We start from the raw sequence: 24104 nt of genomic DNA, 5'->3' as shown, positions 1-24104 counted from the left end.
CGGTGCGTTCGGTCCTGTTTGTCTGTCTCGGCAATATCTGCCGCTCGCCGCTGGCCGAGGCCATCCTGCGTGAGAAGGCGACGGAAAAAGGGATGGATCTCCGGGTCGATTCCGCCGGTACGGGTTCCTGGCATATCGGCGAGCCTCCCTGCGGACACTCGGTGAGGATCGCACAGGAACACGGACTGGATATCGGTGCCTACCGCGCCCGCCAGGTGAGTCCTGACGATGCGGAGGCCTTTGACGTCATCGTCGGGCTGGATGCAAACAACGTTGCCGATCTCGAGCGCATGGGAATGGCTAACGTCTACAAACTCGGTGATTTCGGCTACGGGGGTGCCGATGTGCCGGATCCCTATTTTTTCCCCGGGTTTGAAGGTTTCGAAAAAGTGTTCTCGATGATCGAGCATTGCTGCAGCGGGCTTCTGACGCGGCTGGAAACGGATTTGGCCTGAATCCGAACAATTACTAATGTTTCACTATTATCTTTTTATTATCTAATCCGTTATACCATTAAGGTTCGGCCTAAAAAAAGCTCCCACAATTCGACACTGTTTTGACGTCTCAAACGGTATGAAACTGTTTGTTTCCCCGCCGGAGATGTGCCGTGTTGTGAACCAGACAGGGACAATCGATTACCCTCATTGACATGTCACGTACTGCAAAGAGAGGAGAGACGAAATGACGCATGTCTATCTGACCGCCAACGTCATCAAGGATGCACTGAAAGCCCGCGAGATTACTGAACGTGAGGCCAAGGAAATGACCAGCAGACTCAAAGGCTGTGAAGTCAAACGGAGCCGGGAAGGGCGCCGTCGCGAAGGAAAGGTGATCTCCTGATCACCCGCTGAAGGGTGCCTCTTCGTATTTCAAAGAGGTGCCGATCACATACAGTGGAGCGCTTTTGAGCGCTTCCATACCCCCATAACGGCCAACGGCCAACCCCCATTGTCCATTTTCAAACACGACCGTAATCCCTTCATCCGTATCGATAAAACCCAGCTGTTTGTCGTCTACCAGTTTGGCATCGTTCATGCCGCTGATTTCAAAAACAATGTCGATCCAGTCGTAACCGCGGTGTTTGTCCTGGACGGAGAGGGTGAGGGTGGCTGTGGTGGGGCCGTTAAGGGCGAGGGAACGCAGCATGGCCCCTTCGCCGTCAATGATGCGCTCTAGAAGGGTAGCGGCAGCCGAAGGGGTCGAAAGGGGCTTCACTGGCAGCCCACACATTCCATAGAGCGGTCTTCGACGTCGTTGGTCGCTTCCGGCGACTGTGAGCGCAGGTAGTAGGTCGATTTGATCCCCAGGCGCCAGGCGAGCATGTAGATCTCGTTGAGGTACTTCCCGCTCGCTTTGTCGAGGGTAATGAAGATGTTGAGGCTCTGCCCCTGGTCGATCCACTTCTGGCGGATTGCGGCCGCTTTGACGAGGATGGTCTGGTCGAGGTCATACGCAGGTGTATAAAACGACCATGTCTCCGGGCTCAGGTTCGGCGCACAGACCGGGATAAGGCCGGAGAGGTTCTCTTCGTACCATTTGCGTTTGTAGACCGGCTCGATCGTCTGCGTCGTGCCCGTGAGGATGGAGATGGAGGAGGTCGGGGCGATCGCCATCAGGTACCCGTTGCGCATCCCCTGTGTTTTGATTGTTTCACGCAGACTCTCCCAGTCGTAAGCAGAGGCGAAGAGGCCGCCGCGGTCGACGAGGTTGAGCACTTCGGCGTTAGCGTGGTCCATCGGCAGGATGCCGCGGCTCCACTTGGAACCGTTGAACTCTGGGTAGCTTCCCTTTTCGACAGAGAGGTTAGATGACGCCTTGATGGCGTTATAGCTGACGGCTTCCATCACTTCGTCGATCTTGTCGAAGTGTTCCTGGCTGCCCCAGCTGATCCCCGCTTCGGCGAGCATCTGCGCCTCGCCCATAACGCCCAGACCGATGGAGCGGCTGCGGGCGTTAGTGCGTTTGACCTTCTCCAGCGGGTAGAAGTTGAGGTCGATGACGTTGTCGAGTGCGCGCACGGCGATCGGAACGATACGGTCGATATCCTCTTTGGTGTTGACGCGTGAGAGGTTGACGGAGGCGAGGTTACACACAGCCGTCGCACCGTCGACTTTCTCTTTTTCAACGATGTAGATCTGCTGTCCGCCGATGCTGTCGAGGGCCGTGACCTTCTTGGCCGGTTTCTCGATACCGCTGTCGACCTTTACGAGCTCCTCCTCCTCGTAGGTGAGGCACTCACCGTTTTCAAACTTGAGTTTGATCAGGTAGTGGTTCGGCTGGGTGTTCTGGAAAATCTCCGTACAGAGATTCGAGCTGCGGATGATGCCGTAGTGATCGTTCGGGTTAGCCTTGTTAGCATTGTCCTTGAAACAGAGGAAAGGGCTTCCGGTTTCAAAATAGCTCGTAAGGATACGTTTCCAGAGGTCTTTCGCCTTGTGGCGTTCTTTGAGGACACTCTCGTCCTGCTCGAGTTCAAGATAACGTTTTTCAAACGCCTCGCCGTGGAGTTCGGAGAGCTCTTTGCATTCGAGCGGGTCGAAGGTTGTCCAGATACCGTCCTCCTGGACGCGTTTCATGAAGAGATTGTTGATCCAGAGTGCCGGGAAGAGGTCGTGCGCGCGGCGGCGCTCCTCGCCGGAGTTTTTCTTCAGGTCGAGGAAATCGATGATATCCATGTGCCACGGTTCCAGGTAGACGGCGATGGCCCCTTTACGGGTCCCCAGCTGGTCAACGGCGATGGCGATGTCGTTGGTGATCTTCAGAAACGGTACGGTGCCGCCGGCGGCATTCTTGTGGCCGTCGATATACGAACCCATGGAGCGGACCTGCGTCCAGTCCCAGCCGATCCCGCCGCCGAACTTGGAAAGCAGGGCCATCTCTTTGTAGCTGTCGAAGATCCCTTCGATGTTATCCGGTGTGGAACCGATATAACAGGAGCTGAGCTGGTGGCGTGTTGTCCGTGCGTTAGAGAGGGTAGGGGTCGCCATCATGACCTCGAACTTGGAGATCATGTCGTAGAACTTCTTCGCCCACTCCTGCGGATTATCCTCGTTCTGCGCCAGGAACATCGAGACGGCCATGAACATGTGCTGTGGCAGTTCGATCGGGTCACCGTTGCGGTCCTTGATCAGGTAGCGGTCGTAGAGGGTACGGATACCGAGGTAGGTGAACTGCAGGTCACGCTCGGGATCAATGTAGGCATCGAGGTCGTCGAGGTCATACTTGGCACGCAGCCCCAACAGGATGCGCCCCTCTTTTTCCCCTTTTTCAAAATACTTTTCCAGTTTGCAGTAACCGGTAAAACCGTTGACGCGGTGGTAAAGGTCAAACAGAAACAGACGGGCGGCGACAAACGTCCAGTTTGGTGCATCGATATCGATTTTGTCGACAGCGGTTTTGATCAGGGTCTCCTGAATCTCCCGTGACGTGGTGCCGTCGCGGAACTGGATCTGTGCATCGACTTCGAGTTCGCTCTGGCTCACATTTGTCAGCCCGTTGACCGCTGCGGAAGTGTACTTCTGGATTTTCGTGATATCAAGCGGTTCTCTGCGTCCGTTTCGTTTGAGGATCGTGATCATTATTTGCCTTTACAGAAAGTTCGTGTTTTGTATGCAAATGATAGAAAAGAGGAAAAGGCTCTTCCTACACTGTTTTATATGGATTCCTTATCGACCCTCTTGCAATAAAGAGCCAGGAAGATAAGGAAATTATATTCGAATTAGATTGTTATTTGCTAAAGACCCTTGCAAAAATTTTATCCACGTTTTTCGTATAATAGTCGTAGTTAAAACATTCACGGATCTGCTCTTCACTCAGACTTGCTCTGAGCTCTTCGTCGCCGAGCAGGTACTGAAGATAGAGGCTCTCGCCCTGTTCATTAAGTGCCGGTTTGCCCTGCTGCAGACCTTCCCATACTTTCATCGCGTTGCGCTGGACGATGCGGTAGGCATCTTCGCGGCTCACACCCTGTTTGGGGAGTTCGAGCAGGACGCGCTGGGAGAAGACGAGGCCGCCCGTAAGGTTCAGGTTTCTCATCATGTTTTCTGGATAGACGACCATGTTAGCGATGACGTTATTCATACGGTGCAGCATGAAGTCGGAGGTGATGAAAGAGTCCGGCAGCCAGAAGCGCTCGGTCGAGCTGTGGGAGATGTCGCGCTCATGCCAGAGTGAGACGTTCTCCATCGCCGGGATGGAGTAGGCGCGGATCATGCGTGCCAGACCGGTGATGTTCTCAGTCAGAATAGGGTTGCGCTTGTGCGGCATGGCTGAAGAGCCTTTCTGCCCCTTGGCGAAGAACTCTTCCACTTCGTACACTTCCGTGCGCTGCCAGTGGCGAACCTGGACGGCAAACTTTTCGATGCTGCTCGCCACCAGGGCGAGGGAGGTTGCCAGGCGGGCGTAACGGTCGCGCTGGATGACCTGGTTGGAAGCGGGTGCCGGCTGGAGGCCGAGCTCTTCACAGGTATACTCTTCGAGTTCCAGCGGGGCATGGGCGAAGTTACCCATCGCACCGGAGACCTGGCCGACGGAGATGACTTCCATCGTCTGTTCGAGGTTTTTGAGGTGGCGGTGCATCTCGTCGTACCAGACGGCCAGTACGAGGCCGAAGGTGATAGGTTCGCCGTGGATACCGTGGGAGCGTCCGACCATCAGGGTCATCTTGTGCTCTTCGGCGCGTTTCTTGATGGACTCCATGAGCATTTTGACATCGTCGATGATCAGGGCAAGGGAGTCTTTCATCTGAAGGGCTACGGCCGTGTCGATCGTGTCGGAAGAGGTCATGCCGTAGTGGAACCAGCGGCTTTCGTCCCCGAGTGTTTCCGAAACGGAGGTGGTAAAGGCGATCAGGTCATGACGCGTCACCTTTTCGATCTCATCGATGCGCTCGACGCTGAAGCCGGCGTTCTCTACGATTTTCTTTGCATCCTCATCGGGAATAAGGCCCAGCTTGTTCCAAGCTTTTACGACAGCTTTTTCCACATCGAGCCAGGCCTGATATTTTGCCTGCATCGTCCATTTGGATGCCATCTCTTCTCTGGCATAGCGTTCAACCATTCTCGCTCCTCATCTGTGCGGATTTACCAGCCGGAACCGTCGGAAAAGACACATCGTTCCTGTGATAAAATGCCGCTTTTATATAAAGTAGATAATAGCCAAGCGTCACTAATAAAGGGTTTAATTTTGCCATTCGTTCTCAAAGATTTCGTTGCCCCAAAACGCATGAAGGCTTTCCTCTTTTTGATTCGTGAACTCGGTTTTACACAGCGGGATGCACAGCGTTATATTGCGAAGGGACGCATCTTTATCGACGGCGAGCTGATGCGGGATCCCGCCGGCGATATCGAGGGTTTGTTTCAGTGTGTTATGTTTGAACCGGTCTCCCGTGGACTCGACCCCGTTTTTCAAACGCAATCGTTTGCGCTGTTTGACAAACCGAGCGGTGTGCTTGTCCATCCGCAGAACCGCCATACCCCCTACAGTATGGTGGATGAAATACGCCACCGCTACGGTCCGCACGCTAACATCACGCACCGTATCGACCAGGAGACAAGCGGCCTGTTATTGGCCGCGAAGGACAAAGAGAGCGAGCGGACCCTAAAACTGATGTTTGAAAACCGTGAGATGGACAAACGCTATCTGGCCCTGGTGCACGGCCGGATGGAGGAAGATGTCGTCATCGACGCCCCCCTGATCCGCCAGCCGGACGACTCTGCCCTGGTGCGGATGATCGTCAAAGTGCATGTGGAGGGCAAGCCTTCACGTACGGATATCAAGGTCCTGCGCTATTTTCCCGAACAGGATATGACCCTCGTCGAGGCGAAACCGCTGACGGGTCGCCAGCACCAGATCCGCGTCCATTTGTTTCACGTGAAACATCCAATCGTCGGTGATCCTATCTACGGACAGAATGAAGAGGACGTCGTCCGTTTCCTGGACAAGGGGATCAGCGACGAAGAGCGGATAGGGAAGAGCGGGGCAAAACGTCTTTTGCTTCATGCAAACCGTCTGGCATTTACCTTTGAAGGTGTGCGCTACGATCTTATGTCGAAGACGGATTTTATTTCTGAGGCGTTTGAAGCGATGCAGTGAGTGAATGTTTCACGTGAAACATTCACTCAGTATCGATATAGCGTTTGCGTTTACTCTCTTTGATCTTGGCAACATCGACCAGAATATAGCTGTCGATACAGTTGTTGAATTCCGCATCAATCCCGAAATCCATAAAAGTGATCCCGTCTTCTTCACAGAGTTCCGCATACTGTTTATAGAGGGTCGGTACGGTGACGTTGAAGGCCCGCAGGTACTCTTTGAGGCGGCGGAAGTCCTCGGCATAGTTGTCGCCGCAGAAGCGCGCGTTTTCATCCTCCAGGGCAAGGGCAGAGAGCCGGTAGGGGGTGCGTGCGGTCACCAGGGTGTCCCGGCTGCCGAAGTAGTGTCCGTAGAAGTGGACCAGTGCCTCTTTTGCGGCTGAGGGGTAGCTGCCGCTGATACTGACCGGCCCGATCATGTATCTGATGTGGGGGTGGTGTTTCAGGTAGGCGCCGATGCCCTGCCAGAGATAGTCCAGCGCACGGCTTCCCCAGTATTTCGGCTGGATGAAACTGCGCCCGAGCTCGATGGCATTTTCCAGGTAGGGGTCGAATGCATCACCGAGGCTGCAGAGCTCGTTGAGGTAGAGGGCATCCTTGCTGCCCCAGGAGAGGATCCATTCACAGTCGGCAATACGGTAGGCCCCGACGAGTTCCAGGGCATCATCATCCCAGAGAATGAGGTGACGGTAGTATTCGTCATAGCGGTCGAGGTCGCGTTTGCGGCCGCTCCCTTCACCGACTTTGCGGAAGCTGTATTCACGCAGACGGCCGACCTCATTGAGGAGGGTTGGCGCCTCTTCGAAGTCGGCGAGGTAGATATGCTTGTTGTCCGAGGTCGAACCGATCCGCTGGGCGCGTTTGAGCTCCTCTTTGATCAGGTGGCGCGGTTCGGGGTGGGCGATGCACTGCTGGGTCGGGTAGAGCGGTTTACGCCCCTTGGCGACCCTGTAGAGATGCTTACGCATCAGCTTTGCATGGCGCTTGTAGCTCAGCGGCATATCGTTGATGGTATCGATGCCGATCATTTCACCGACCGTGAATTCAACGACGCTGTTACGGGCGGAGAACATCTCCTTGGCGAGCAGCATGGTGGCCAGCGGACGGTAGAGCCAGGAGGCACCGTAGAAGAGGGCGGAGTTCCGCGCCTTGATATGGATGGGCAGGATGGGGCTCTGTGTCCGCTTGGCGAACTTCATGAATCCGCTCTTCCACTTGCTGTCGACGATACCGTTGAGGTAGGCGCGGGAGACTTCGCCCGCGGGGAAAAAGATGACGGCCTCTTCATTACGGAGCGCTTCGTCGACCTTTTTCATGCTCTCCTTGGTCAGACGGCCGTTAAAGGTATCGACGGCGATCAGGAGGTCGCTGATCTGGTCAAAGGCGGCAAGGACTTTGTTCGCGATGATCTTCACCTTCTTGTCGTGGCGGATACTGCTGACCATTTTGATCAGCGTGAAAGCATCCATGGCGCCCATGGGGTGGTTGGCGACGATGATCACTTTTCCGATTGCCGGAATGTTCTGGATCTGGTGGTGGTCCGTTTTGTACGAAATATTCAGATGCTCAAGCGCCGTGTCGATAAAGGCAAGGTTTTTCACTTTGCGGTGGTCGGTAAGAAAATGGTTGATCTTCTCTTCCTGAAGCAGCAGCTTCAAAAAAGAGAGCGCCGGTTTCCGTACCGCCGTAGGGTAGTGGAAGAAGCGCGGGTATTCCTGATGAAGAGTGCCTTCGATATTCAGCATGGGATGCTCCCTAGTGGCACATTCACTGCACTGATGCGCTGCAGCGGAAATGCCGGATTTTTATGGAAAGCAGTATAGGTCTCCGAAATTACACAGCCATTACATTTTCGCTACGATGCTGTTACATGTAAAAGGAAAATGCAAAATATTCATAAGAAAATCGAATACAAAAATGTGATGTTCTTTGAAGTTATTCACGGCTTTGAACAATGTGTGAATAAAGCATAAAAACAGGCGTTTTTAAAAAGGGGTGTGAAGTTAAAAAAGAGGGGGATTTGCAAGGGTGACGAGCATCAGCTGCTCAGTCTTTTCCCTTCCCAGTACTCGTTGAGTTCGCGGCGGACCCGGGCAAGGATCTCTTCGCGTGACTCATTGTTGTCGAAGGCGAGCATTTTCGCCAGTTCAGAGGCTGAACGGCGTTCCGTATAGGTACGCTCAATATAGTTGACGGCATTCGGGTTGAAACGGTTTGCGGCTTCCATAGCCACTCTTTTATTGAATGCAATAGTATCTGGGTAAGCATTGTTGATAAGAACGAGATATCCAATCGCTTTCATAGTACTACTTTCCGGCGGTAATTCTACAATACAGCTACAGACGGTAAAACATGTTGGGGGGAACCGTCGACATGCAGTCTGTTAGGAAACACAAAATCGCTGATTTTCATGAATTCTTATACTGCTGTATGTATTGTAAGTGCAATAGTAACAAAAAGGGAGGAAAAAATCTAGGGTTTTTTAAATTTTTTTTTGCTAGGCATTTTGCCAGATGTGGAGTCCCGCCGTCACAGATAGGATATAATTGTGCATCAAAAAAAAACAGAACGAGGGTGTAAAATATGTATAAAATCGTCAGTATGGGCCTTGTGACGGTTATCGGGTCGGTTTTGACGCTGTCGGCAGGGGAGGACACGGTCCACTGCGAAGTGCTCGATGACGGCGTCGAAAAGATCCAGTGTACATTTGTAACACCCCGAAAAGATCGCGATCGCGAGGTCGTTTTCCACTGGCATTCGGACGAGTTCCCGCAGGATGACCGCGAACACACCATTATGCTGCCGGCCCTCAACGGCTCGGTCTACGACTATCGTTACCTCTGGGGGCGTGCAGAGGGGATGTGGACGGTCACGGCTACCCTGACCGAAGAGGACGGAAGCGAGCGCGAAGCTTCCCGGCGTTTTTCCCTGCAGAGCGGGAAGCTTGCCGAAGCGGCGCACTAGAAAAGTACGTTATTTTTTTTCGTTTTTGACGACCCAGACGATTCCGCCGAGTCCGACAAGGACGACGCCGATCAAAAAAACGATCTGCACAATATCCAATCCTGTCATATCTTCACCTTCTCTTCATTTGTTTTCTCTTTGAGCTGTCCGCAGGCAGCGCTGATGTCGATCCCTTTCGAGTCGCGGATAGTACAGAGCTGTCCGTGGTCGATCAGGTACTGCTGGAACTTCACCATATCTTCGCGCTCGGGGCGCTGGTAGTCGCTGCCGGGGTAGGGGTTGAAGTAGATGAGGTTGACCTTTGCCTTGATGCCGTGCAGCAGCTTGATGAGCTTCTTCGCCGAGGCGATGTCGTCGTTTTTCCCCTTGATGACGAGGTATTCGAACATGACGCGCTTACGCGTATCGATGGGGAAGCGGCGCACGGCATCCATGATGGAGGCGATGTTGTACGCCTTGTTCATCGGGATCAGTTCCGTCCGCAGTTCGTCGTCGACGGCGTGGAGGCTGATGGCGATATGCACGCCGAGGTCCATCTGCCCCAGCTTGTCGATGCGGGTGCTGATGCCGCTGGTGGAGACCGTCTGGCGCTTGCCGGAGATGGAGAGCCCGTCCTCGTCCTTGAGGATCCGGATCGCCTTGGCAAGGTTGTCGAGGTTGTCCAGCGGTTCCCCCATCCCCATATAGACGATGTTGACCCGGCGGTTCGCGGCGTGGTCGTTATCTTTTTTGACGGAGAGGACCTGGGCGACGATCTCGCCGGGGGTGAGGTCGCGGGTGAAGCCTCCCTTGGCCGTCAAACAGAAGCTGCAGCCGACCTTGCAGCCGACCTGGGTGGAGACGCAGACCGTGTGCTTGGCCTCCTGGGCGACGGAGCCGTCTTCGTTGTACTGTGCTTCTTTCATCTTCAGCCAGACGGTTTCGACCGTTTTGCCGTCGGGAAGTTCGAAAAGGTACTTGATCGTTCCGTCGGCGGACTCCTCTTTGCGCAGGATTGTGAGCGGGTTGAGAAGGTAGCGCTCGTTCAGCTCTTCACGCAGGCTTTTGGGGATATTGGCCATCTCGTCGAAACTGTCGACGAAGCTGTGATAAATCCAGCCGTAGATCTGCTTGGCGCGGAAGGCGGGTTTGACGGCCTGGGCGAGCTCCTCTTTGGTGAGGTCCATGATGGTCGGTTTCGGTGTGCTCATGCTGTCAACTCCTTGATACGGCGTTTGACATGGTCGCCCAGCAGCGCTTTTGCCCTGTCATGGTTGGCGACAAAATCGGCGTGGGCGTCGGCGTTGCAGTAGTTGGTGACGCAGAAGACGCCGCCGGCGGGGATGCCGAACTCCTGCGCGACACGCAGCACGGCGAAGAACTCCATGTTTTCAATGCCGATGCCGAAGCGAAGAAAGCCTTTGGCGAGTTCGGCGTCGGTCGTAATATAGTTGCTGGAGTTGACGATAATCTCTTTGGTCCCCTCCGTATTGGTCGAGACGACATTGTCGATGGGGGTATAGGCTTTGTTCTGCAAAAAGGCGAGTTCGATGTTCGCGGCCGTTTTCGATTCGACGATATCGAAGATCTTCTGCTCACCGTAACTGCCGGCCGTGCCGACAAAGAGCAGGAACTCCGGCTTGTCGAAGAGGCAGAGGCGGGTGATATTCATCGTCGTCTCGATCAGCCCGACGCCCATCGGGGTCGCAAAGTCGAAGGTCTCGTTATTACCGGCACAGATGATCATTGCGCTTGCATCCCCTATGAATGTGAATTTTTTTCAAGGGTGTAGCCGACATCGTCGGCGATCGTATCGATCCGAACCCTCATCTCATCCAGAGCGTCGTTCAAACCCTTGTTGTAAAAATAAACGCCTATCTCTTCGGCAAAAAAGTCCAGCAGGAACTCCGCGTCGAAGCCGCCGATCTCCTGGTCGAGTTCACGTGCAAAATAGGCTTTCATCTTTTCGACCATAACCGCCTTCTCTTCCGGGGAGAAGGTAATGATCTCAGACATCTCAGAGCCGTACCGGGATGCCGTTATCCTGGAGATAGTGCTTGAGCTCCATGATGTCGATCTCTTTGAAGTGAAAGATACTGGCCGCCAGGGCCGCATCCGCACCGTGTTCGAAGGCCTCTTTGATATGGCCCATCGTCCCCGCACCGCCGCTGGCGATGACCGGGACGTTGACGAGGGAACTGATCTGCTCGGTAATGGGAATGTCGAAGCCCGCCTTGGTGCCGTCAGTGTCCATGGAGGTGAGGAGGATCTCGCCGGCGCCCCGGTCGACGGCCTCTTTGGCCCACTCGACGGCGTCAATGCCCGTATCGATGCGGCCGCCGTTGAGGTAGACGTGGTAACGGTCCCCTGTCTTTTTCACGTCGATGGCGACGACGATGCACTGCGAACCGAACCGTTTGGCCCCTTCGTTGATGAGGTCGGGGCGTTTGACCGCGGCGGAGTTGACGCTCACCTTGTCGCAGCCGACGTTGAGCAGCTTGTAGATGTCGTCGAGTTTCCGGATCCCCCCGCCGACGGTCAGCGGGATGAAGACCTCTTTGGCGACCTGTTCGACGATATGGACGATGGTGTCGCGCTCTTCGTGCGACGCGGTGATGTCGAGGAAGGTCAGTTCGTCCGCACCCTCTTCGTTGTAGCGTTTGGCGATCTCCACCGGGTCGCCCGCGTCTTTGAGTCCGACGAAGTTGACCCCTTTGACGACGCGGCCGTCCTTGACGTCGAGGCAGGGGATGATACGTTTGGCGAAATAGTCCATGCGTTCGCTTTCATTAAAGGTATAAAATTATAGGGTAATGCATCTTAATGTGAATGGCTATTCGCTGTTTGTGCTACCATTAGAGGAGCAATAACTATTTTTAAAGAGGGTGCCGTGGCGCGTGTGAGCAAAGCAGAACGTAAAGAGAACATTATTTCAACGGCACTGAAGCTGTTTGCGGAGAAGGGCTTCTATGTGACGACCATCCCCGATATCGCGGCAAAAGTCGGGATGAGCGTCGGGAATTTTTACAACTACTTCAGCTCGAAGGATATCCTGGCCAAGGAGCTGATCCTCTACATTTCCGAGTACCTCGGCAAACATATCCGCGAGATCAACGAAGGAGAGGGCAGTGCAAAGGATAAGATCAGGGCGATCGTGACCTTCTATTTCACGATGGCGACCGAACGCCCGGAGATGATCGAGTATTTTCTCCGGATATACCTCTCCAACCGCGAGGTGTTCGGAGAGTCGTGCGAAGGGATGGTCTGCGTCTCGCCTTTTATTACGGAGATGATGATCTTCTTTGACGACGGTGTCGCCGGGGGCGAACTCCGCGACCAGGACTTCTTCAGCGCTTTCGGCCTTTTCATGGGCTACCTGGGGGGAATGGTCTTTCTCTTCGGCGAAAAGATTCTCCCCGAGCCGTTGAGCCACTACGAGGCCTCCATCGCGGAGAATATCTACCGTGCACTCAAGACTGTATAAGCCGACGCTGATCTGGCTGCAGGGCGTCACCTGCAACGGCAACACCCACTCCTTTTTGAACCTTCCCTATCTGCCGCAGCTCCTGGAACGTTTCGAGGTGCTCTACCACCCGCTGCTCCCCTGTACCCAGAGCCTGGCGGAGATCGCGCGCTGCAAACGCGGCTGTAACGTCCTCGTGTTTGAAGGCGCGTTCGATCCGGAGATGGAGCGGGCCGGGACGACACTGAAACAGCTTGTGGGGCATTATGCCGGCGAAGCCGGTCACATCATCGCGGCGGGCAGCTGTGCCAGCTTCGGCGGCATCTTCAAAGCATCGGCGCCGGAGCGCAACAGCGGCCTGGCCTTTTCAGGGGAGCATCCCGACGGACCCCTGCGCGGGCGGGTCGGCAAGGTCATCAACCTCTCCGGCTGTCCCGTGCACCCAGAGTGGCTGGGATATGCGCTGATGAGTATCGCGGACGGGCGCCCCGTCGCGGTCGACGACCTGGGACGGCCGACGGCGCTCTACCGCCACATGGCACACGACGGCTGCCTCCGCAATGAGTATTTCGAGTGGAAAGTGGATGTGGAGCAGTTCGGGCGCAAGGAGGGGTGCCTCTTCTACGAGCACGGCTGCCGCGGGCCGTTGACCCATGCGTCGTGTAACCGGACGCTCTGGAACGGGGTCAGTTCGAAAATGCGTGTCGGCACGCCCTGTTTCGGCTGTACCGAGCCCGACTTCCCGCGGCGAAACCTCTTTGAAACGAAAACGAATATGTCGATTCCCGAAGAGGTGCCCGTCGGGGTCTCCAAGCGGGCCTACCTGACGATGACGGGTATTGCCAAAAGCTTCAAGATCAAACGGCTGGAGGAGCGGCTTATCGATGATGACTAGGGCATTGATTGAACACATTGAGGGGGAGGCTTCCCTCTATTTTGATACCCGGGGGGACAAAATCACCTGGGCCGAGATCGCTTTCCCGCACTTTCGGGGAATGGAGCGTATGCTGGAGGGGCGGAAGGCGACGGATGCCCTGGTGATTACGCCGCGCGTCTGCGGTATCTGCGGCCATGCCCACCTGATGGCGACCGTCCGGGCCATCGAGGCGGCGTACGCGGAGGCGGGCTACCCGGTCGAGCTGACGCGGAAGGCCAAAAGCCTGCGGGAGCTGACGCTGGTGCTCGAGATGATCCAGAACCACTTCAAATGGCTCTACCTCGTCATCATGCCCGAACTGGAGAAACTGGGCATCGAGGGCCTCGCGCCGGCTCCGCTCAAGGGGGCCTACGCCGCGGCGCAGGCAACGAAGATCCTGGCGCTCTTCGCCGGGCAGTGGCCCCACAGCTCCTACATGATCCCCGGCGGCGTCACCTGCGATCCGACCCACCTGGAGCGTATCCAGGCGGCCGGACTGCTTGATGAGCTGATCGCCTTCTTCGAAAAGGAGACGGCCGGGGTCGACCTGGATACGCTGCTGACCTTTGCCTCCTGCCGGGAATTCAACCCGCTGCAGAGCGATTTCGGGCGTCTGGAGAAGGGGCTGATCGCTGCGGGGATGCATAAAAAGGGGATGGCATACGACCGCTTCGTCGTCCTGGGAGAACACGGCTTTACGGTGCGGGCTCGGCTGAAGCACACCCGTCCGATGAAAGCCGATGCATCGCAGGTGGCGACGGAAGCGGCGGTCTGCCGTGACGAGATAAGCCATGCCCGCAACGTCCGCTACGGGAAACATTTTTACGAAGTCGGGCCGCTCGCCCGGGCGATTGCGGCCGATAACGCCCTGATCAAAAACATGCACCGGCGCTACAAGGACAGCGTCTATACGCGCGTGATGGCCAGGGTCTATGAAACGGCCCTGCTGCTGCAGCGCGCACGGAAGCTGTTGGAGCATATGGAGCTCTCCGAGCCCTCCTATATACCGCCGGTGGCGCTTGAACGCGTCACTGCGGCGGGGGAGGGCATTGTCGAAGCGCCGCGCGGGCCCCTGATCCACCGCATGCGCCTGGTGAAGGGGGTCATTGCCGAATACGGGATCATCACGCCCACACAGTGGAACCTCGGCAGTTCTGTGATGTCCGATCCCGCACCCGCGCAAAAGGCGATGGTCGGCGCTGTGGATATCGCCGAAGCGACGTTCATTTTCCGCAGTTTTGATGTCTGTTCGGTCTGTACGACGCACTGAGCTGCGGCCGGGCGGCGCAGAGGGGCACTTCCAATAATATAACCACATAAATATTATAAAAATAGATAATAAATTCCGCAATTCTTCCATTTTTCACTCTCTAAACAATAGTAACCATACTATAATACTATAGTATAAACTTCATACAAAAAAATCCCTCTCAAAGCCCTGATTTTCGGACTTCTGAAGATATGTCATTCCTGTTGAATTTGAAAGTATATGAGGTGTTCTTGACACTGAATGAATATTCATTTATAGTTTTTTCGTCCCAAACGGTTTTCCCGAAATGGATGCATTGACAGCATCTGTCGGAAAGGGAATCCGAATGACATTATGCGACCGGTCCGGCAGTGGTAACTGCCCCGGTCAAAGAAAGGAGATTGGAATGAAGGTTTATGCAACGCAATCCTACGGCAGTGATGCGAACCAGACCCGCGTGCGGGCGGCCATCGTTGCGGTAGCCGTGTCCGCTTACCTGCATACCGGCCACACGGCATGGCTTTTCCTGACGGCGTTTGATTATGTCCTGCTGCTGCATGTTACGCAGTGGATAAGCCCGTTCGCGCTTGGTGCGCGCGCCGCAACGCGATTCATTCGTTTTGCGCGACGCGGGGCCGACGCGGCGGAAAAACGTTTCGCCGACGGAATCAAGTTCGGCGTGATACTGGGAACGCTCGGTACGGACCTGGCGGGTTACACCAACGCCGCAGGACTGCTCGCCGGCGGGTTCGCGATCTGGACGGCGGCCGAAGCGGTGGATGACAGCTGTATGGGGTGCGCTCTCTACCGCTGGCTGAAACGGCATGAGATCGAGGTCGTGGCGCTGTAGGCCCGAACAACAATCCGTATTTTAAGAAGGAGACGGCATGCATTACGCAAACAATGTGACGGAACTGATCGGCAACACGCCGCTGGTGAAGCTGAATAACGCTTCGAACGAAACGGAAACGACGCTGCTGGGCAAGTGTGAGTTCATGAACCCTTCGGGGTCGGTCAAGGACCGTATCGGGAAGAACATGATTACGCGGGCGCTGGAGAGCGGCCTTTTGAATAAACAGAGTGTGATCATCGAGCCGACCAGCGGCAATACGGGAATCGCGCTCGCGTCGATCGCGGCGGGGCTGGGTCTGAAGCTGATCCTTACGATGCCGAGCTCCATGAGCATCGAGCGCCGGAAACTGCTCTTGGCACTCGGGGCGGAACTCGAACTGACCGACCCCGCTGCCGGAATGGCCGGCGCGGTGGCACGGGCCAACACGCTTGCGGCCACGATCGAGAACGGGGTGGTGCTGCAGCAGTTTGAGAACCCGGCCAATCCGGTCGCGCATATGGTGACGACGGCGGAGGAGATCTGGCGGGACACCGCCGGGAAGGTCGATATCTTCGTCGCCGCCGTGGGCACCGGCGGTACGATCACCGGGGTGGGATCGATCCTTAAAGCGTACAACCCGAACATCGAGATCATCGCGGTGGAACCCGAGGACTCGGCGGTCCTATCCGGCGGCCAGCCCGGGCCGCACAAAATCCAGGGGATCGGGGCAGGTTTCGTGCCCAAGGTACTCGACACCTGGGCCTACGGCGAGGTATTGACCGTGGGCAACGACGAGGCCATGGCGTCGTCGCGGAAGCTGGCGCGTGACGAAGGGCTGCTTGTGGGTATCTCTTCAGGCGCGAACGTGCTTGCCGCCCGCAGGGTGGCGGCCCGGCGGGAGAACCGGGGAAAGATGATCGTGACGATGCTGTGCGATACCGGCGAGCGCTATCTCTCGACGCCGCTGTATGACATTGCGGAAGCCGAGTAGCGGCGATAACAACAGAAGGGCCGATATACGACGGCCCCACGAAAAGCGTGGTGACATTATGCAAGAAAAAGCCTATCGGAGTGCGGTGAAAACCCTCTCCTGGCGCGCCGTCGGCACCCTGGACACGATGGTGATCTCGTTCCTGATTACGGGCAGCCTGGCGATGGCCGCCTCGATCGGTTCGATCGAGGTCTTCACGAAAATGGTCCTGTACTACCTGCACGAGCGGGCCTGGACGAGGGTCGGCATCGGCCTACACCGGCCGACCGGCGACGATTATCAGATTTAGGAGATCGCATGCAAAAGCACATTGAAACATTGAACCGCCGTCTGGCGGGAAGCAGCGCCGATGAGGTGCTGGCGTATTTCGCGCAGCAGTACGGCGGACAGATCGCGCTGGCATCGAGTTTCGGGGCGGAGGACCAGGTGCTGACGCATCTGCTGCAGCCGCACCGCGAGCAGATCGGGGTTTTTACGATCGACACGGGCCGGCTGCCGTATGAGACCTACGACGTCATGGACAGAACGAACCAGAAGTACGGGATGAACATCGACGTCTATTTCCCCGACCCCACCGATGTGGAGGTGCTCTACAAAGCGCAGGGGATCAACGGCTTTTACGACAGCGTCGACAACCGAAAACGCTGCTGCCATGCCCGGAAAATCGCGCCGTTGAAACGCGCGCTTCAGGGGATGGAGGTCTGGATCACGGGGCTGCGGCGGGAGCAGTCCCCGACCCGCGAGTCGATGCGCCTGGTCGAACACGACGAGGCCAACGGCCTGCTGAAACTCAACCCGCTCATCGAATGGAGCGAAGCGGAAGTGTGGGCGCATCTCCAGGCCAACGGCGTGCCCTACAACCGGCTGCACGACCACGGGTACCCGAGTATCGGCTGTGCGCCGTGTACCCGGGCCGTCGTCCCGGGCGACGATATCCGCTCGGGACGCTGGTGGTGGGAGTCACCCGAACACAAAGAGTGCGGACTGCACCGAAAGGAGTAAACAATGATTGACAGACAACGTCGCACCCACCTGAGGAAACTGGAGGCAGAGGCGATCCACATCATGCGCGAAGTCGCAGCCGAGTTCGACAACCCGGCCATGCTCTACAGCATCGGGAAGGACTCTTCGGTGATGCTGCACCTGGCGCTCAAGGCGTTTTACCCGGCCAAGCTGCCTTTCCCGCTGCTGCATGTGGATACGACCTGGAAGTTCAGGGAGATGATTGCGTTCCGCGACAGCCGGATCGACGCGCTGGGGCTGGAGCTGCTGGTCCACGTCAACGAAGAGGGCGTTGCCCGCGGCATCGGCCCCTTTACCCACGGCAGCGCGGTACACACGGACGTGATGAAGACCGAGGGGCTGAAGCAGGCGCTTGAGAAGTACGGGTTCGATGCCGTCTTCGGCGGCGCGCGCCGCGACGAGGAGAAGAGCCGCGCGAAGGAGCGGATCTACTCCTTCCGCGACGCGAATCACCGCTGGGACCCGAAAAACCAGCGCCCCGAACTGTGGAACGTCTACAACGGCAGTATCCGCAGGGGCGAGAGCATCCGGGTCTTCCCGCTGTCGAACTGGACGGAGCTGGATATCTGGCAGTACATCTACCTTGAACAGATTCCCATCGTCCCGCTCTATTTTGCGCAGGAGCGCCCCGTCGTGGAGCGCGACGGCGTGAAAATCATGGTCGACGACGACCGGATGCCGCTGCAGGAGGGGGAAGAACCCCGCCTGGAGAGCGTGCGCTTCCGGACGCTCGGCTGCTACCCGCTGACCGGCGCGGTCGCTTCGACGGCGACGACGCTGCCGGAGATCATTCAGGAGATGCTGCTGGCGAAGACCAGCGAACGCCAGGGGCGGGTGATCGACAGCGATCAGGCCGGTTCCATGGAGAAGAAGAAAATGGAAGGATATTTCTAATGGAAGCACAAGAGAGACTGATAGCCTCGGACATCGAGCGCTACCTGCGTGAACACGAAAACAAGGAGCTGCTCCGGTTCATCACCTGCGGCAGCGTGGACGACGGGAAAAGCACCCTCATCGGCCGCCTGCTGCACGATACGAAGATGATCTTCGAAGACCAGCTCGCGGCGATCACGAAGGAGAGCCGCAAGTCCGGAACGACGGGCGAGCGGGTCGACCTGGCCCTGCTCGTCGACGGCCTGCAGAGCGAACGCGAGCAGGGGATTACCATCGACGTCGCGTACCGCTACTTTGCCACCGACAAGCGCAAGTTCATCATTGCCGACACCCCGGGGCATGAGCAGTACACGCGGAACATGGCGACGGGCGCGTCGACCGCCGACCTGGCGATCATCCTGATCGACGCCCGTTACGGTATCCAGACGCAGACACGGCGCCATTCATTCATTGTACGGCTGCTGGGGATCACCCGGGTGATCGTCGCGGTGAACAAGATGGACCTCGTCGATTGCTCCGAGGGGCGCTTCGAAGCGATCCGGCAGGAGTATATGGCCTTCGCGGCGGGCCTGGACATCGCCGAGGTGTCGGTGATCCCGCTCTCGGCGCTGGAGGGGGACAACGTCGTGGAACGTTCGGCACGCATGCCGTGGTACGAGGGCGCGACGCTGCTCGAACTGCTTGAGACGGCTGAACTGGACACGCAGGTCGACGGGGCGCCTTTCCGGTTCCCGGTGCAGTACGTTAACCGGCCGAACTCCGACTTCCGCGGCTTTGCCGGGACCGTGGCCTCCGGATCGATCCGCAAGGGCGACACCGTCAGGGTAGTGCCGTCGGGCAAGCGGTCGCGGGTGCATTCGATCGTCACCTATGACGGCGAACTGGCGGTCGCAGAGGCGGACAACGCCGTAACGCTGACCCTTGAAGACGAGATCGACATCAGCCGCGGCGACATCCTCATCGGCGGCGACGCCGAGATCGCGCTTGCCGGGAAGCTCATTGCGGAGCTGGTCTGGATGGACGAGACGCCGCTCGAGATCGGCAGGACCTACACGCTCAAGCGCGCGGCGACAACGGTGGCTGCACGGGTGGAGGCGATCGACCACCAGTACGATGTCAACACCCTTACAGAGCATGAAGCATCCGCCCTCGGGCTCAATGGGATCGCACGGGTGCGGCTCGCCCTGGGGGCCCCGATCGCATTCGATCCGTACGAAGCGAACCGCTGCACGGGCAGTTTCATTTTGATCGACCGCGTCAGTAACAACACGTCGGGTGCCGGCATGATCGTTGCGGCGGCGGAGGAGCAGGCACTGCCGGAAACGGCGGCTGCATCGTTCGAGGTGGAACTCAACGCCCTGATACGCAGACACTTCCCGCACTGGGAAGCCAAAGCGATTGCATAGGGGGTGATGCATGGTATCCGAAACGAAAGCGCAGCGCGTGGAGCGCATCAAGCGCGAGAAAGACGGCCTGGACGTCATCGGCGCGATAGCAGAGTATGCCCGAAGCGGCAGCGATCTGCATCCCGACGATATCGACCGGTTCAAATGGTATGGGCTTTACACCCAGAACAGGAACCTCCAGGACGAGGAGGACCCGACGCTCTATTTCATGCTGCGGGTCAAGCTCGAGGCGGGAGAGGTGACGACCGAACAGCTCAAAACGCTGGGGTACATCTCAAACAGCTATGCGCGGAGCACCGCCGATATCACGACGCGCCAGGATCTGCAGTTCCACTGGATCGAGGTGCGGCATCTGCCGGTGATATTCGCCCTGCTCGAGCATGTCGGCCTCAGTACGAAGATGGCCGCGGGCGACTGCCCGCGCAACGTCGTGAGCTGCCCGGTGGACGGCATCGACCACGGGGCGGTCTCAGACGTGCGCCCGCTGGTTAGAGCGGTCAACGCGCTGTTCCGCGACAACCGTGATTTTTCGAACCTGCCGCGCAAGTTCAAGATCGGTATCAGCGGCTGCCGCAACCACTGTATCTCCCACGAGATACAGGACCTGAGCTTTACGGCGGTCGACCATCCGTCGGGCCGCGTGCTCTTCGACGTCAGCGTCGGGGGCGGGCTGGCAAAGAACCGGCGCATCGCCTCGCATATCGGGTATGCGACGGCGGAGCAGGTCGTCCCCATCGCCGAAGCGGTGGCGACCCTGTACCGCGACGAGGGGAACCGCGAAAACCGTTCCAAGGCCCGTCTGGGGCACCTTGTCGACGCCTGGGGGCTCGACGCCTTCGTCGCGCAGCTGCATGCGCTGCTGGGATTCGAGCTGCTGCCGCCGCAAGTACAGGCCTATACGCCCTACGCCCTGCGGGGCCATTTCGGCGCCCATGCGAGCAGCGTCGAGGGCAGGAGCTATATCGGCTGTGCCGTGACATCGGGGCGCATCGGCGGGGGCGGGCTGCTGCGGCTGGCCAAGGCGATGCAGCGCCACCGTGCCGAAAGGGCAAAGTTCACGACGACGCAGAACCTCGTCGTGCTTGACGTCCCCGAGAGCCGGGTCGGCGCCATGACCGGGGAGCTGGAACTGGCCGGGCTGTCGCCCAACCCGACCCCTTTCAAAGCGCGAACGCTGGCGTGTACGGGGCTGAACTTCTGCAAGTTCGCCATCAGCGAAACGAAGGAGCTGGCGCGGGAGATCGTCGACTACCTGAATGCACGGTTCCCCGACTTCACCGAGCCCGTCTCGATCAGCGTCAACGGCTGTCCGAACGCCTGTGCGCATCCGCACATCGTCGACATCGGGTTCGTCGGGACGGTGCTCAAGCGCGGGGAGCGGCGGATCAGCGGTTTCGAGCTGATCTTCGGCGGCCACCTGGAGGGGGAACGCAGTGCGTTCGGCGAAAAGAGCGGCATCAAGGTGGCGCCCGAAGAGGCGGCCGGGATCATAGAACGCCTGCTGCTGCAGTATCTGGACAGCGGGTACGAAACATTCGGAGCATTTTTACGGGAGCAGGCTTATGACACAAGCGCTATTTCGGCCGTTGCTTAAGCGGGGGAACCGCAAGACCTTCGTGGGAGAGCAGACCATCGGCCGCCACAAGAGACACTATTTTGACTACACCGCGTCGGGGCTGGCGTTCGAACCGATCGAGTCCCGGCTGCGGGAGGTCCTGGAGACCTATGCGAACACCCATTCCAAAGAGGCGTCGATGGCGGCGGTGACGGAACACTATTACAGCGGGGCCCGGGAGCAGCTCAAAACGCTGCTGGGACTGGACGACGCCTTCGCTGTCCTGCCCTGCGGCTGCGGTGCGACGTCGGCGATCAAGCGCCTGCAGGAGATCCTGGGGGTCTATATCCCGCCCGCGACGCGAAAGCGCTGCATCGTGCGGGTACGGCCCCAGAAGCGGCCGCTGGTCATCGTCGGCCCCTACGAGCACCACTCGAACGAGATCAGCTACCGCGAAGGGATCTGCGACACCGTGCGCATCGGCTTCAACGCCGAGGGGGAGATCGACCTGGAGTACATGGAGATGCTGCTGAAGGCGAACCGCCACCGGGAGGTGATCGGGGCGTTCTGCATCGCGTCGAACGTGACGGGGATCATCACCCCCTATCAGCACATCTCGCGTCTGCTGCGCCGTTACGGTGCCATGGTCTGTTTCGACGCGGCCGCATCGTCGCCGTATATGAACGTGCCCAGCAAACTCTACGACGCCATGTTCCTCTCCCCGCACAAGCTGCTCGGGGGGCCGGGATCGTGCGGGCTGCTGGTCATACGGAAGTCGTTCATCGACGAGGAGGTCGCGCCGACGTTCGCCGGCGGGGGTACCGTGACGTACGTGAACCGCAGCGAGCACCGTTTCATCGGCGAGAAGGAGGCCCGTGAGGATGCGGGGACGCCGGGGATCCTGCAGCTCATCCGCGCCGCGCTCGCCTACCAGCTGCGCAACGAACTGGGGTTTGCCTGGATCAAAAACCGCAAAAAGCAGCTGACGGACTATCTGCTCTCCGGGCTGACGGCGGTTCCGGGCTGTACGGTATACGGGGACCTTGAAAAAGAGAACCTGGGGATCGTCTCTTTCAATATAGAGGGGATCGACCCGTATGCACTGTGCGCCGGGCTCTCGGAAACGTGGGGGGTCCAGACCCGTGCGGGCTGTTCGTGCGCGGGCCCATACGGGCACGACCTGCTCGGGCTGCCGGATGATGCGGAGCTGGAGACACGCCCGGGATGGGTGCGCATCAGCATTCACTATTCGCAGGAGATCGCCGATATCGACTACCTGCTTGCATCGATCCGAAAAACAGTTCGGAGTTTGGGAGAGAAACATGAAAACGGCATCGCTTCCGGTACTGCTTAAACCGAAGGAGGGCGGGGTCGTCCTCGTCGGTGCGGGAAAAGTGGGGCTGCACAAAGCGGAAGTCCTGGCGGCCAACGGGATTGTGGCGACGGTGATTGCACCCTCCGTCCATGCCGGCTTTGCAGGAGTGCCTTTGCACAGAGTGTTACGCAAAAAAGTGACAGCAGGCGATTTGAAGAGGGCATCGGTGGTCATTGACGCTACCGGCAACAACGCCGTGACGAAGATGCTGACCGATCTGAAAGCTGCAAGGGGCTTTTTACTTAACGTTGTCGACGTCCCGTCGCTGTGTGACTTCTACTTCGCTTCCCTACTGCACTACGGGCCGCTCAAGATCGCCGTCTCGAGTGACGGGGCGAGCCCGACGCTGACGCAGTGTGTCCGGGACAAGATACGGCGCGTGCTGCCGCTGCAGCTTGAACAGCTCGCACGGGAGAAAGCCGGTGAACGTTCCGGGGGGATGGTCGATGCCGTTGCGACGCGCAAAGCAGCCGGCCGTCTGCTCGCCGGCGTCTCCCTGGTAGGGTGCGGTCCCGGGGATGTGGAACTGTTGACGCTCAAGGCGTACCATATTATAAAAGAGGCTGATGTTGTCCTGTATGATCATCTGATCAGCGAGGAGATCCTGGCACTGATCCCGACAAAGAGCATTAAGATCTATGTGGGCAAGCGTAAGGGGTGCCACAGCCGTACGCAGGATGAGATCAACCAGATGATCGTGCAGTATGCGGAGAAGGGGTGCAGCGTTGCCAGGTTGAAAAGCGGCGACCCCTATATCTTCGGACGCGGGGCGGAGGAGGCAACCTACCTGGCCGAAAAAGGCTTCCGCGTCAGTGTGGTGCCGGGCGTATCATCCGCAGTCGCGGGACCGGCGGGGGCGGGCATCCCCGTGACCGCCCGGGGGCATGCCTCCGGCTTTTCGGTCGTGTCGGCCCATGTGGAAGGGGGAGGGACGGAGCTGTCGTGGATCGGACTGCTTGGACTGCCCGGCCACACCACCGTGGTTCTGATGGGCTTGACGCTGGCGGGGGCCATACGCGATGCCGCATTGGCGCGCGGGCTTGATCCGGCATTGCCGACGGCGATTGTCTCCAATGCGACACGTCCGAACCAGCAGACACGCGTGACGACCCTCGGCGGACTTGCCGAAGCCGCCGAGGCGATAGAAGGTCCGGCCATCATCGTTTTCGGCAGTGTCGTGGCGCTTCAGGCGCTTCTGCCGGGCTATCCGGAGGCTTTAGAGAAAATGGTGCCCGAAGAAGCGCACGTCGCCTGACCCGGCGGGAATGCCGTACGGCAGGGCCTTTTCGAGGGTTTATGGCGGTCGGGATCAGTCCGTAAAATATATAGGAAATTCGGCGGGAAGGGCGCTATAGCCCAACTTTA

26 protein-coding genes are annotated in these 24104 nt (G+C 57.9%); 16 read left to right on the top strand and 10 right to left on the bottom strand.

Features of this window, described 5'->3' with window-relative positions:
- The first annotated feature begins 2 nt into the window (after positions 1-2).
- Both WCX18_RS12835 and WCX18_RS12830 read left to right on the top strand, forming a co-directional pair.
- Entirely contained in the window at positions 3-455 is a 453-nt protein-coding gene (locus tag WCX18_RS12835; RefSeq protein ID WP_345988451.1) for a low molecular weight protein-tyrosine-phosphatase, read from the top strand.
- A gap of 226 nt (positions 456-681) precedes the next feature.
- Positions 682-840, top strand: coding sequence for a hypothetical protein (locus WCX18_RS12830; protein WP_345988449.1), 159 nt, complete (start codon positions 682-684; stop codon positions 838-840).
- Here the strand turns inward: WCX18_RS12830 and WCX18_RS12825 are convergent, their stop codons facing one another.
- From WCX18_RS12825 to purB, 3 genes are all read right to left on the bottom strand, one after another.
- On the bottom strand, positions 841-1215 hold the full coding sequence (locus WCX18_RS12825) for a hypothetical protein (RefSeq protein WP_345988447.1): 375 nt from the start codon (positions 1213-1215) through the stop codon (positions 841-843).
- On the bottom strand, positions 1212-3578 hold the full coding sequence (locus WCX18_RS12820; protein ID WP_345988445.1) for a ribonucleoside-diphosphate reductase subunit alpha: 2367 nt from the start codon (positions 3576-3578) through the stop codon (positions 1212-1214). Before WCX18_RS12820 ends, WCX18_RS12825 begins: the two co-directional genes overlap by 4 nt.
- 148 nt (positions 3579-3726) lie before the next feature.
- Entirely contained in the window at positions 3727-5058 is a 1332-nt protein-coding gene (purB, locus tag WCX18_RS12815; RefSeq protein ID WP_345988443.1) for an adenylosuccinate lyase, read from the bottom strand.
- A 126-nt stretch (positions 5059-5184) separates the two neighbouring features.
- Here purB and WCX18_RS12810 point away from each other — a divergent pair, with 126 nt between their 5' ends.
- Entirely contained in the window at positions 5185-6093 is a 909-nt protein-coding gene (locus WCX18_RS12810; RefSeq protein WP_345988441.1) for an RluA family pseudouridine synthase, read from the top strand.
- Between the two features lie 22 nt (positions 6094-6115).
- Here the strand turns inward: WCX18_RS12810 and WCX18_RS12805 are convergent, their stop codons facing one another.
- The gene (locus tag WCX18_RS12805) at positions 6116-7837 is read right to left on the bottom strand and encodes a lysophospholipid acyltransferase family protein (protein WP_345988439.1); all 1722 of its coding nucleotides are present in this window, start codon (positions 7835-7837) and stop codon (positions 6116-6118) included.
- A 293-nt stretch (positions 7838-8130) separates the two neighbouring features.
- A complete protein-coding gene (locus tag WCX18_RS12800; RefSeq protein WP_345988437.1) occupies positions 8131-8319 on the bottom strand; it encodes a hypothetical protein in 189 nt (62 codons plus the stop codon).
- 356 nt (positions 8320-8675) lie between these two features.
- Here WCX18_RS12800 and WCX18_RS12795 point away from each other — a divergent pair, with 356 nt between their 5' ends.
- Complete coding sequence (locus WCX18_RS12795) at positions 8676-9056, top strand: hypothetical protein (RefSeq protein ID WP_345988435.1); 381 nt, start codon at positions 8676-8678, stop codon at positions 9054-9056.
- Between the two features lie 9 nt (positions 9057-9065).
- On the opposite strand, the gene WCX18_RS12790 is transcribed toward WCX18_RS12795, so the two are convergent.
- From WCX18_RS12790 to hisF, 5 genes are read right to left on the bottom strand one after another with little or no spacing between them, the layout of a single operon-like run.
- A complete protein-coding gene (locus WCX18_RS12790) occupies positions 9066-9164 on the bottom strand; it encodes a hypothetical protein (protein WP_231019505.1) in 99 nt (32 codons plus the stop codon).
- Positions 9161-10246: a 23S rRNA (adenine(2503)-C(2))-methyltransferase RlmN gene (rlmN, locus tag WCX18_RS12785; RefSeq protein ID WP_345988433.1), complete on the bottom strand. Its 1086-nt coding sequence runs from the start codon at positions 10244-10246 to the stop codon at positions 9161-9163. Before rlmN ends, WCX18_RS12790 begins: the two co-directional genes overlap by 4 nt.
- Complete coding sequence (locus WCX18_RS12780) at positions 10243-10782, bottom strand: purine-nucleoside phosphorylase (protein ID WP_345988432.1); 540 nt, start codon at positions 10780-10782, stop codon at positions 10243-10245. The genes rlmN and WCX18_RS12780 overlap by 4 nt, the downstream gene beginning before the upstream one ends.
- A 14-nt stretch (positions 10783-10796) precedes the next feature.
- Positions 10797-11051, bottom strand: a complete 255-nt coding sequence (locus WCX18_RS12775) for a DUF2164 domain-containing protein (RefSeq protein ID WP_345988430.1) — start codon at positions 11049-11051, stop codon at positions 10797-10799.
- 1 nt (position 11052) lies between these two features.
- On the bottom strand, positions 11053-11811 hold the full coding sequence (gene hisF / locus WCX18_RS12770; RefSeq protein WP_345985510.1) for an imidazole glycerol phosphate synthase subunit HisF: 759 nt from the start codon (positions 11809-11811) through the stop codon (positions 11053-11055).
- A 123-nt stretch (positions 11812-11934) separates the two neighbouring features.
- Between hisF and WCX18_RS12765 the strand changes: the two genes are divergently transcribed.
- The 12 genes from WCX18_RS12765 (at position 11935) to cobA (ending at position 23994) form a co-directional block, all read left to right on the top strand.
- Positions 11935-12519, top strand: coding sequence for a TetR/AcrR family transcriptional regulator (locus WCX18_RS12765; protein ID WP_345988428.1), 585 nt, complete (start codon positions 11935-11937; stop codon positions 12517-12519).
- Entirely contained in the window at positions 12500-13393 is an 894-nt protein-coding gene (locus WCX18_RS12760; RefSeq protein WP_345988426.1) for a hydrogenase, read from the top strand. Before WCX18_RS12765 ends, WCX18_RS12760 begins: the two co-directional genes overlap by 20 nt.
- The gene (locus WCX18_RS12755; protein WP_345988424.1) at positions 13383-14684 is read left to right on the top strand and encodes a nickel-dependent hydrogenase large subunit; all 1302 of its coding nucleotides are present in this window, start codon (positions 13383-13385) and stop codon (positions 14682-14684) included. Before WCX18_RS12760 ends, WCX18_RS12755 begins: the two co-directional genes overlap by 11 nt.
- 385 nt (positions 14685-15069) lie before the next feature.
- Positions 15070-15513, top strand: coding sequence for a DUF4395 family protein (locus tag WCX18_RS12750; protein ID WP_345988422.1), 444 nt, complete (start codon positions 15070-15072; stop codon positions 15511-15513).
- 37 nt (positions 15514-15550) lie between these two features.
- Positions 15551-16486 (top strand): cysteine synthase A, encoded by a 936-nt coding sequence (gene cysK, locus WCX18_RS12745; RefSeq protein WP_345988421.1) that lies wholly within the window; start codon positions 15551-15553, stop codon positions 16484-16486.
- 58 nt (positions 16487-16544) lie between these two features.
- Positions 16545-16775: a DUF2061 domain-containing protein gene (locus tag WCX18_RS12740; RefSeq protein ID WP_345988419.1), complete on the top strand. Its 231-nt coding sequence runs from the start codon at positions 16545-16547 to the stop codon at positions 16773-16775.
- Positions 16776-16783: 8 nt separating this feature from the next.
- Positions 16784-17488, top strand: coding sequence for a phosphoadenylyl-sulfate reductase (locus WCX18_RS12735; protein ID WP_345988417.1), 705 nt, complete (start codon positions 16784-16786; stop codon positions 17486-17488).
- Positions 17489-17491: 3 nt separating this feature from the next.
- Positions 17492-18403 carry a sulfate adenylyltransferase subunit CysD gene (cysD, locus tag WCX18_RS12730; RefSeq protein WP_345988415.1) on the top strand — a complete coding sequence of 304 codons (912 nt, stop codon included), beginning with the start codon at positions 17492-17494 and terminating at the stop codon, positions 18401-18403.
- Entirely contained in the window at positions 18403-19809 is a 1407-nt protein-coding gene (gene cysN, locus WCX18_RS12725; protein ID WP_345988413.1) for a sulfate adenylyltransferase subunit CysN, read from the top strand. The genes cysD and cysN overlap by 1 nt, the downstream gene beginning before the upstream one ends.
- A 10-nt stretch (positions 19810-19819) precedes the next feature.
- On the top strand, positions 19820-21403 hold the full coding sequence (locus WCX18_RS12720) for a nitrite/sulfite reductase (RefSeq protein WP_345988411.1): 1584 nt from the start codon (positions 19820-19822) through the stop codon (positions 21401-21403).
- Positions 21372-22718, top strand: coding sequence for an aminotransferase class V-fold PLP-dependent enzyme (locus tag WCX18_RS12715; RefSeq protein ID WP_345988409.1), 1347 nt, complete (start codon positions 21372-21374; stop codon positions 22716-22718). The genes WCX18_RS12720 and WCX18_RS12715 overlap by 32 nt, the downstream gene beginning before the upstream one ends.
- Positions 22687-23994, top strand: a complete 1308-nt coding sequence (gene cobA, locus WCX18_RS12710) for a uroporphyrinogen-III C-methyltransferase (RefSeq protein WP_345988407.1) — start codon at positions 22687-22689, stop codon at positions 23992-23994. The genes WCX18_RS12715 and cobA overlap by 32 nt, the downstream gene beginning before the upstream one ends.
- Positions 23995-24104: the final 110 nt, after the last annotated feature.

The sequence above is a fragment of the Sulfurimonas sp. HSL1-2 genome, assembly GCF_039645565.1.
Classification (GTDB): domain Bacteria; phylum Campylobacterota; class Campylobacteria; order Campylobacterales; family Sulfurimonadaceae; genus Thiomicrolovo; species Thiomicrolovo zhangzhouensis.
The sequence above is the reverse complement of the archived record's forward strand: the minus strand, read 5'-3'. Positions and strand labels throughout refer to the sequence as shown.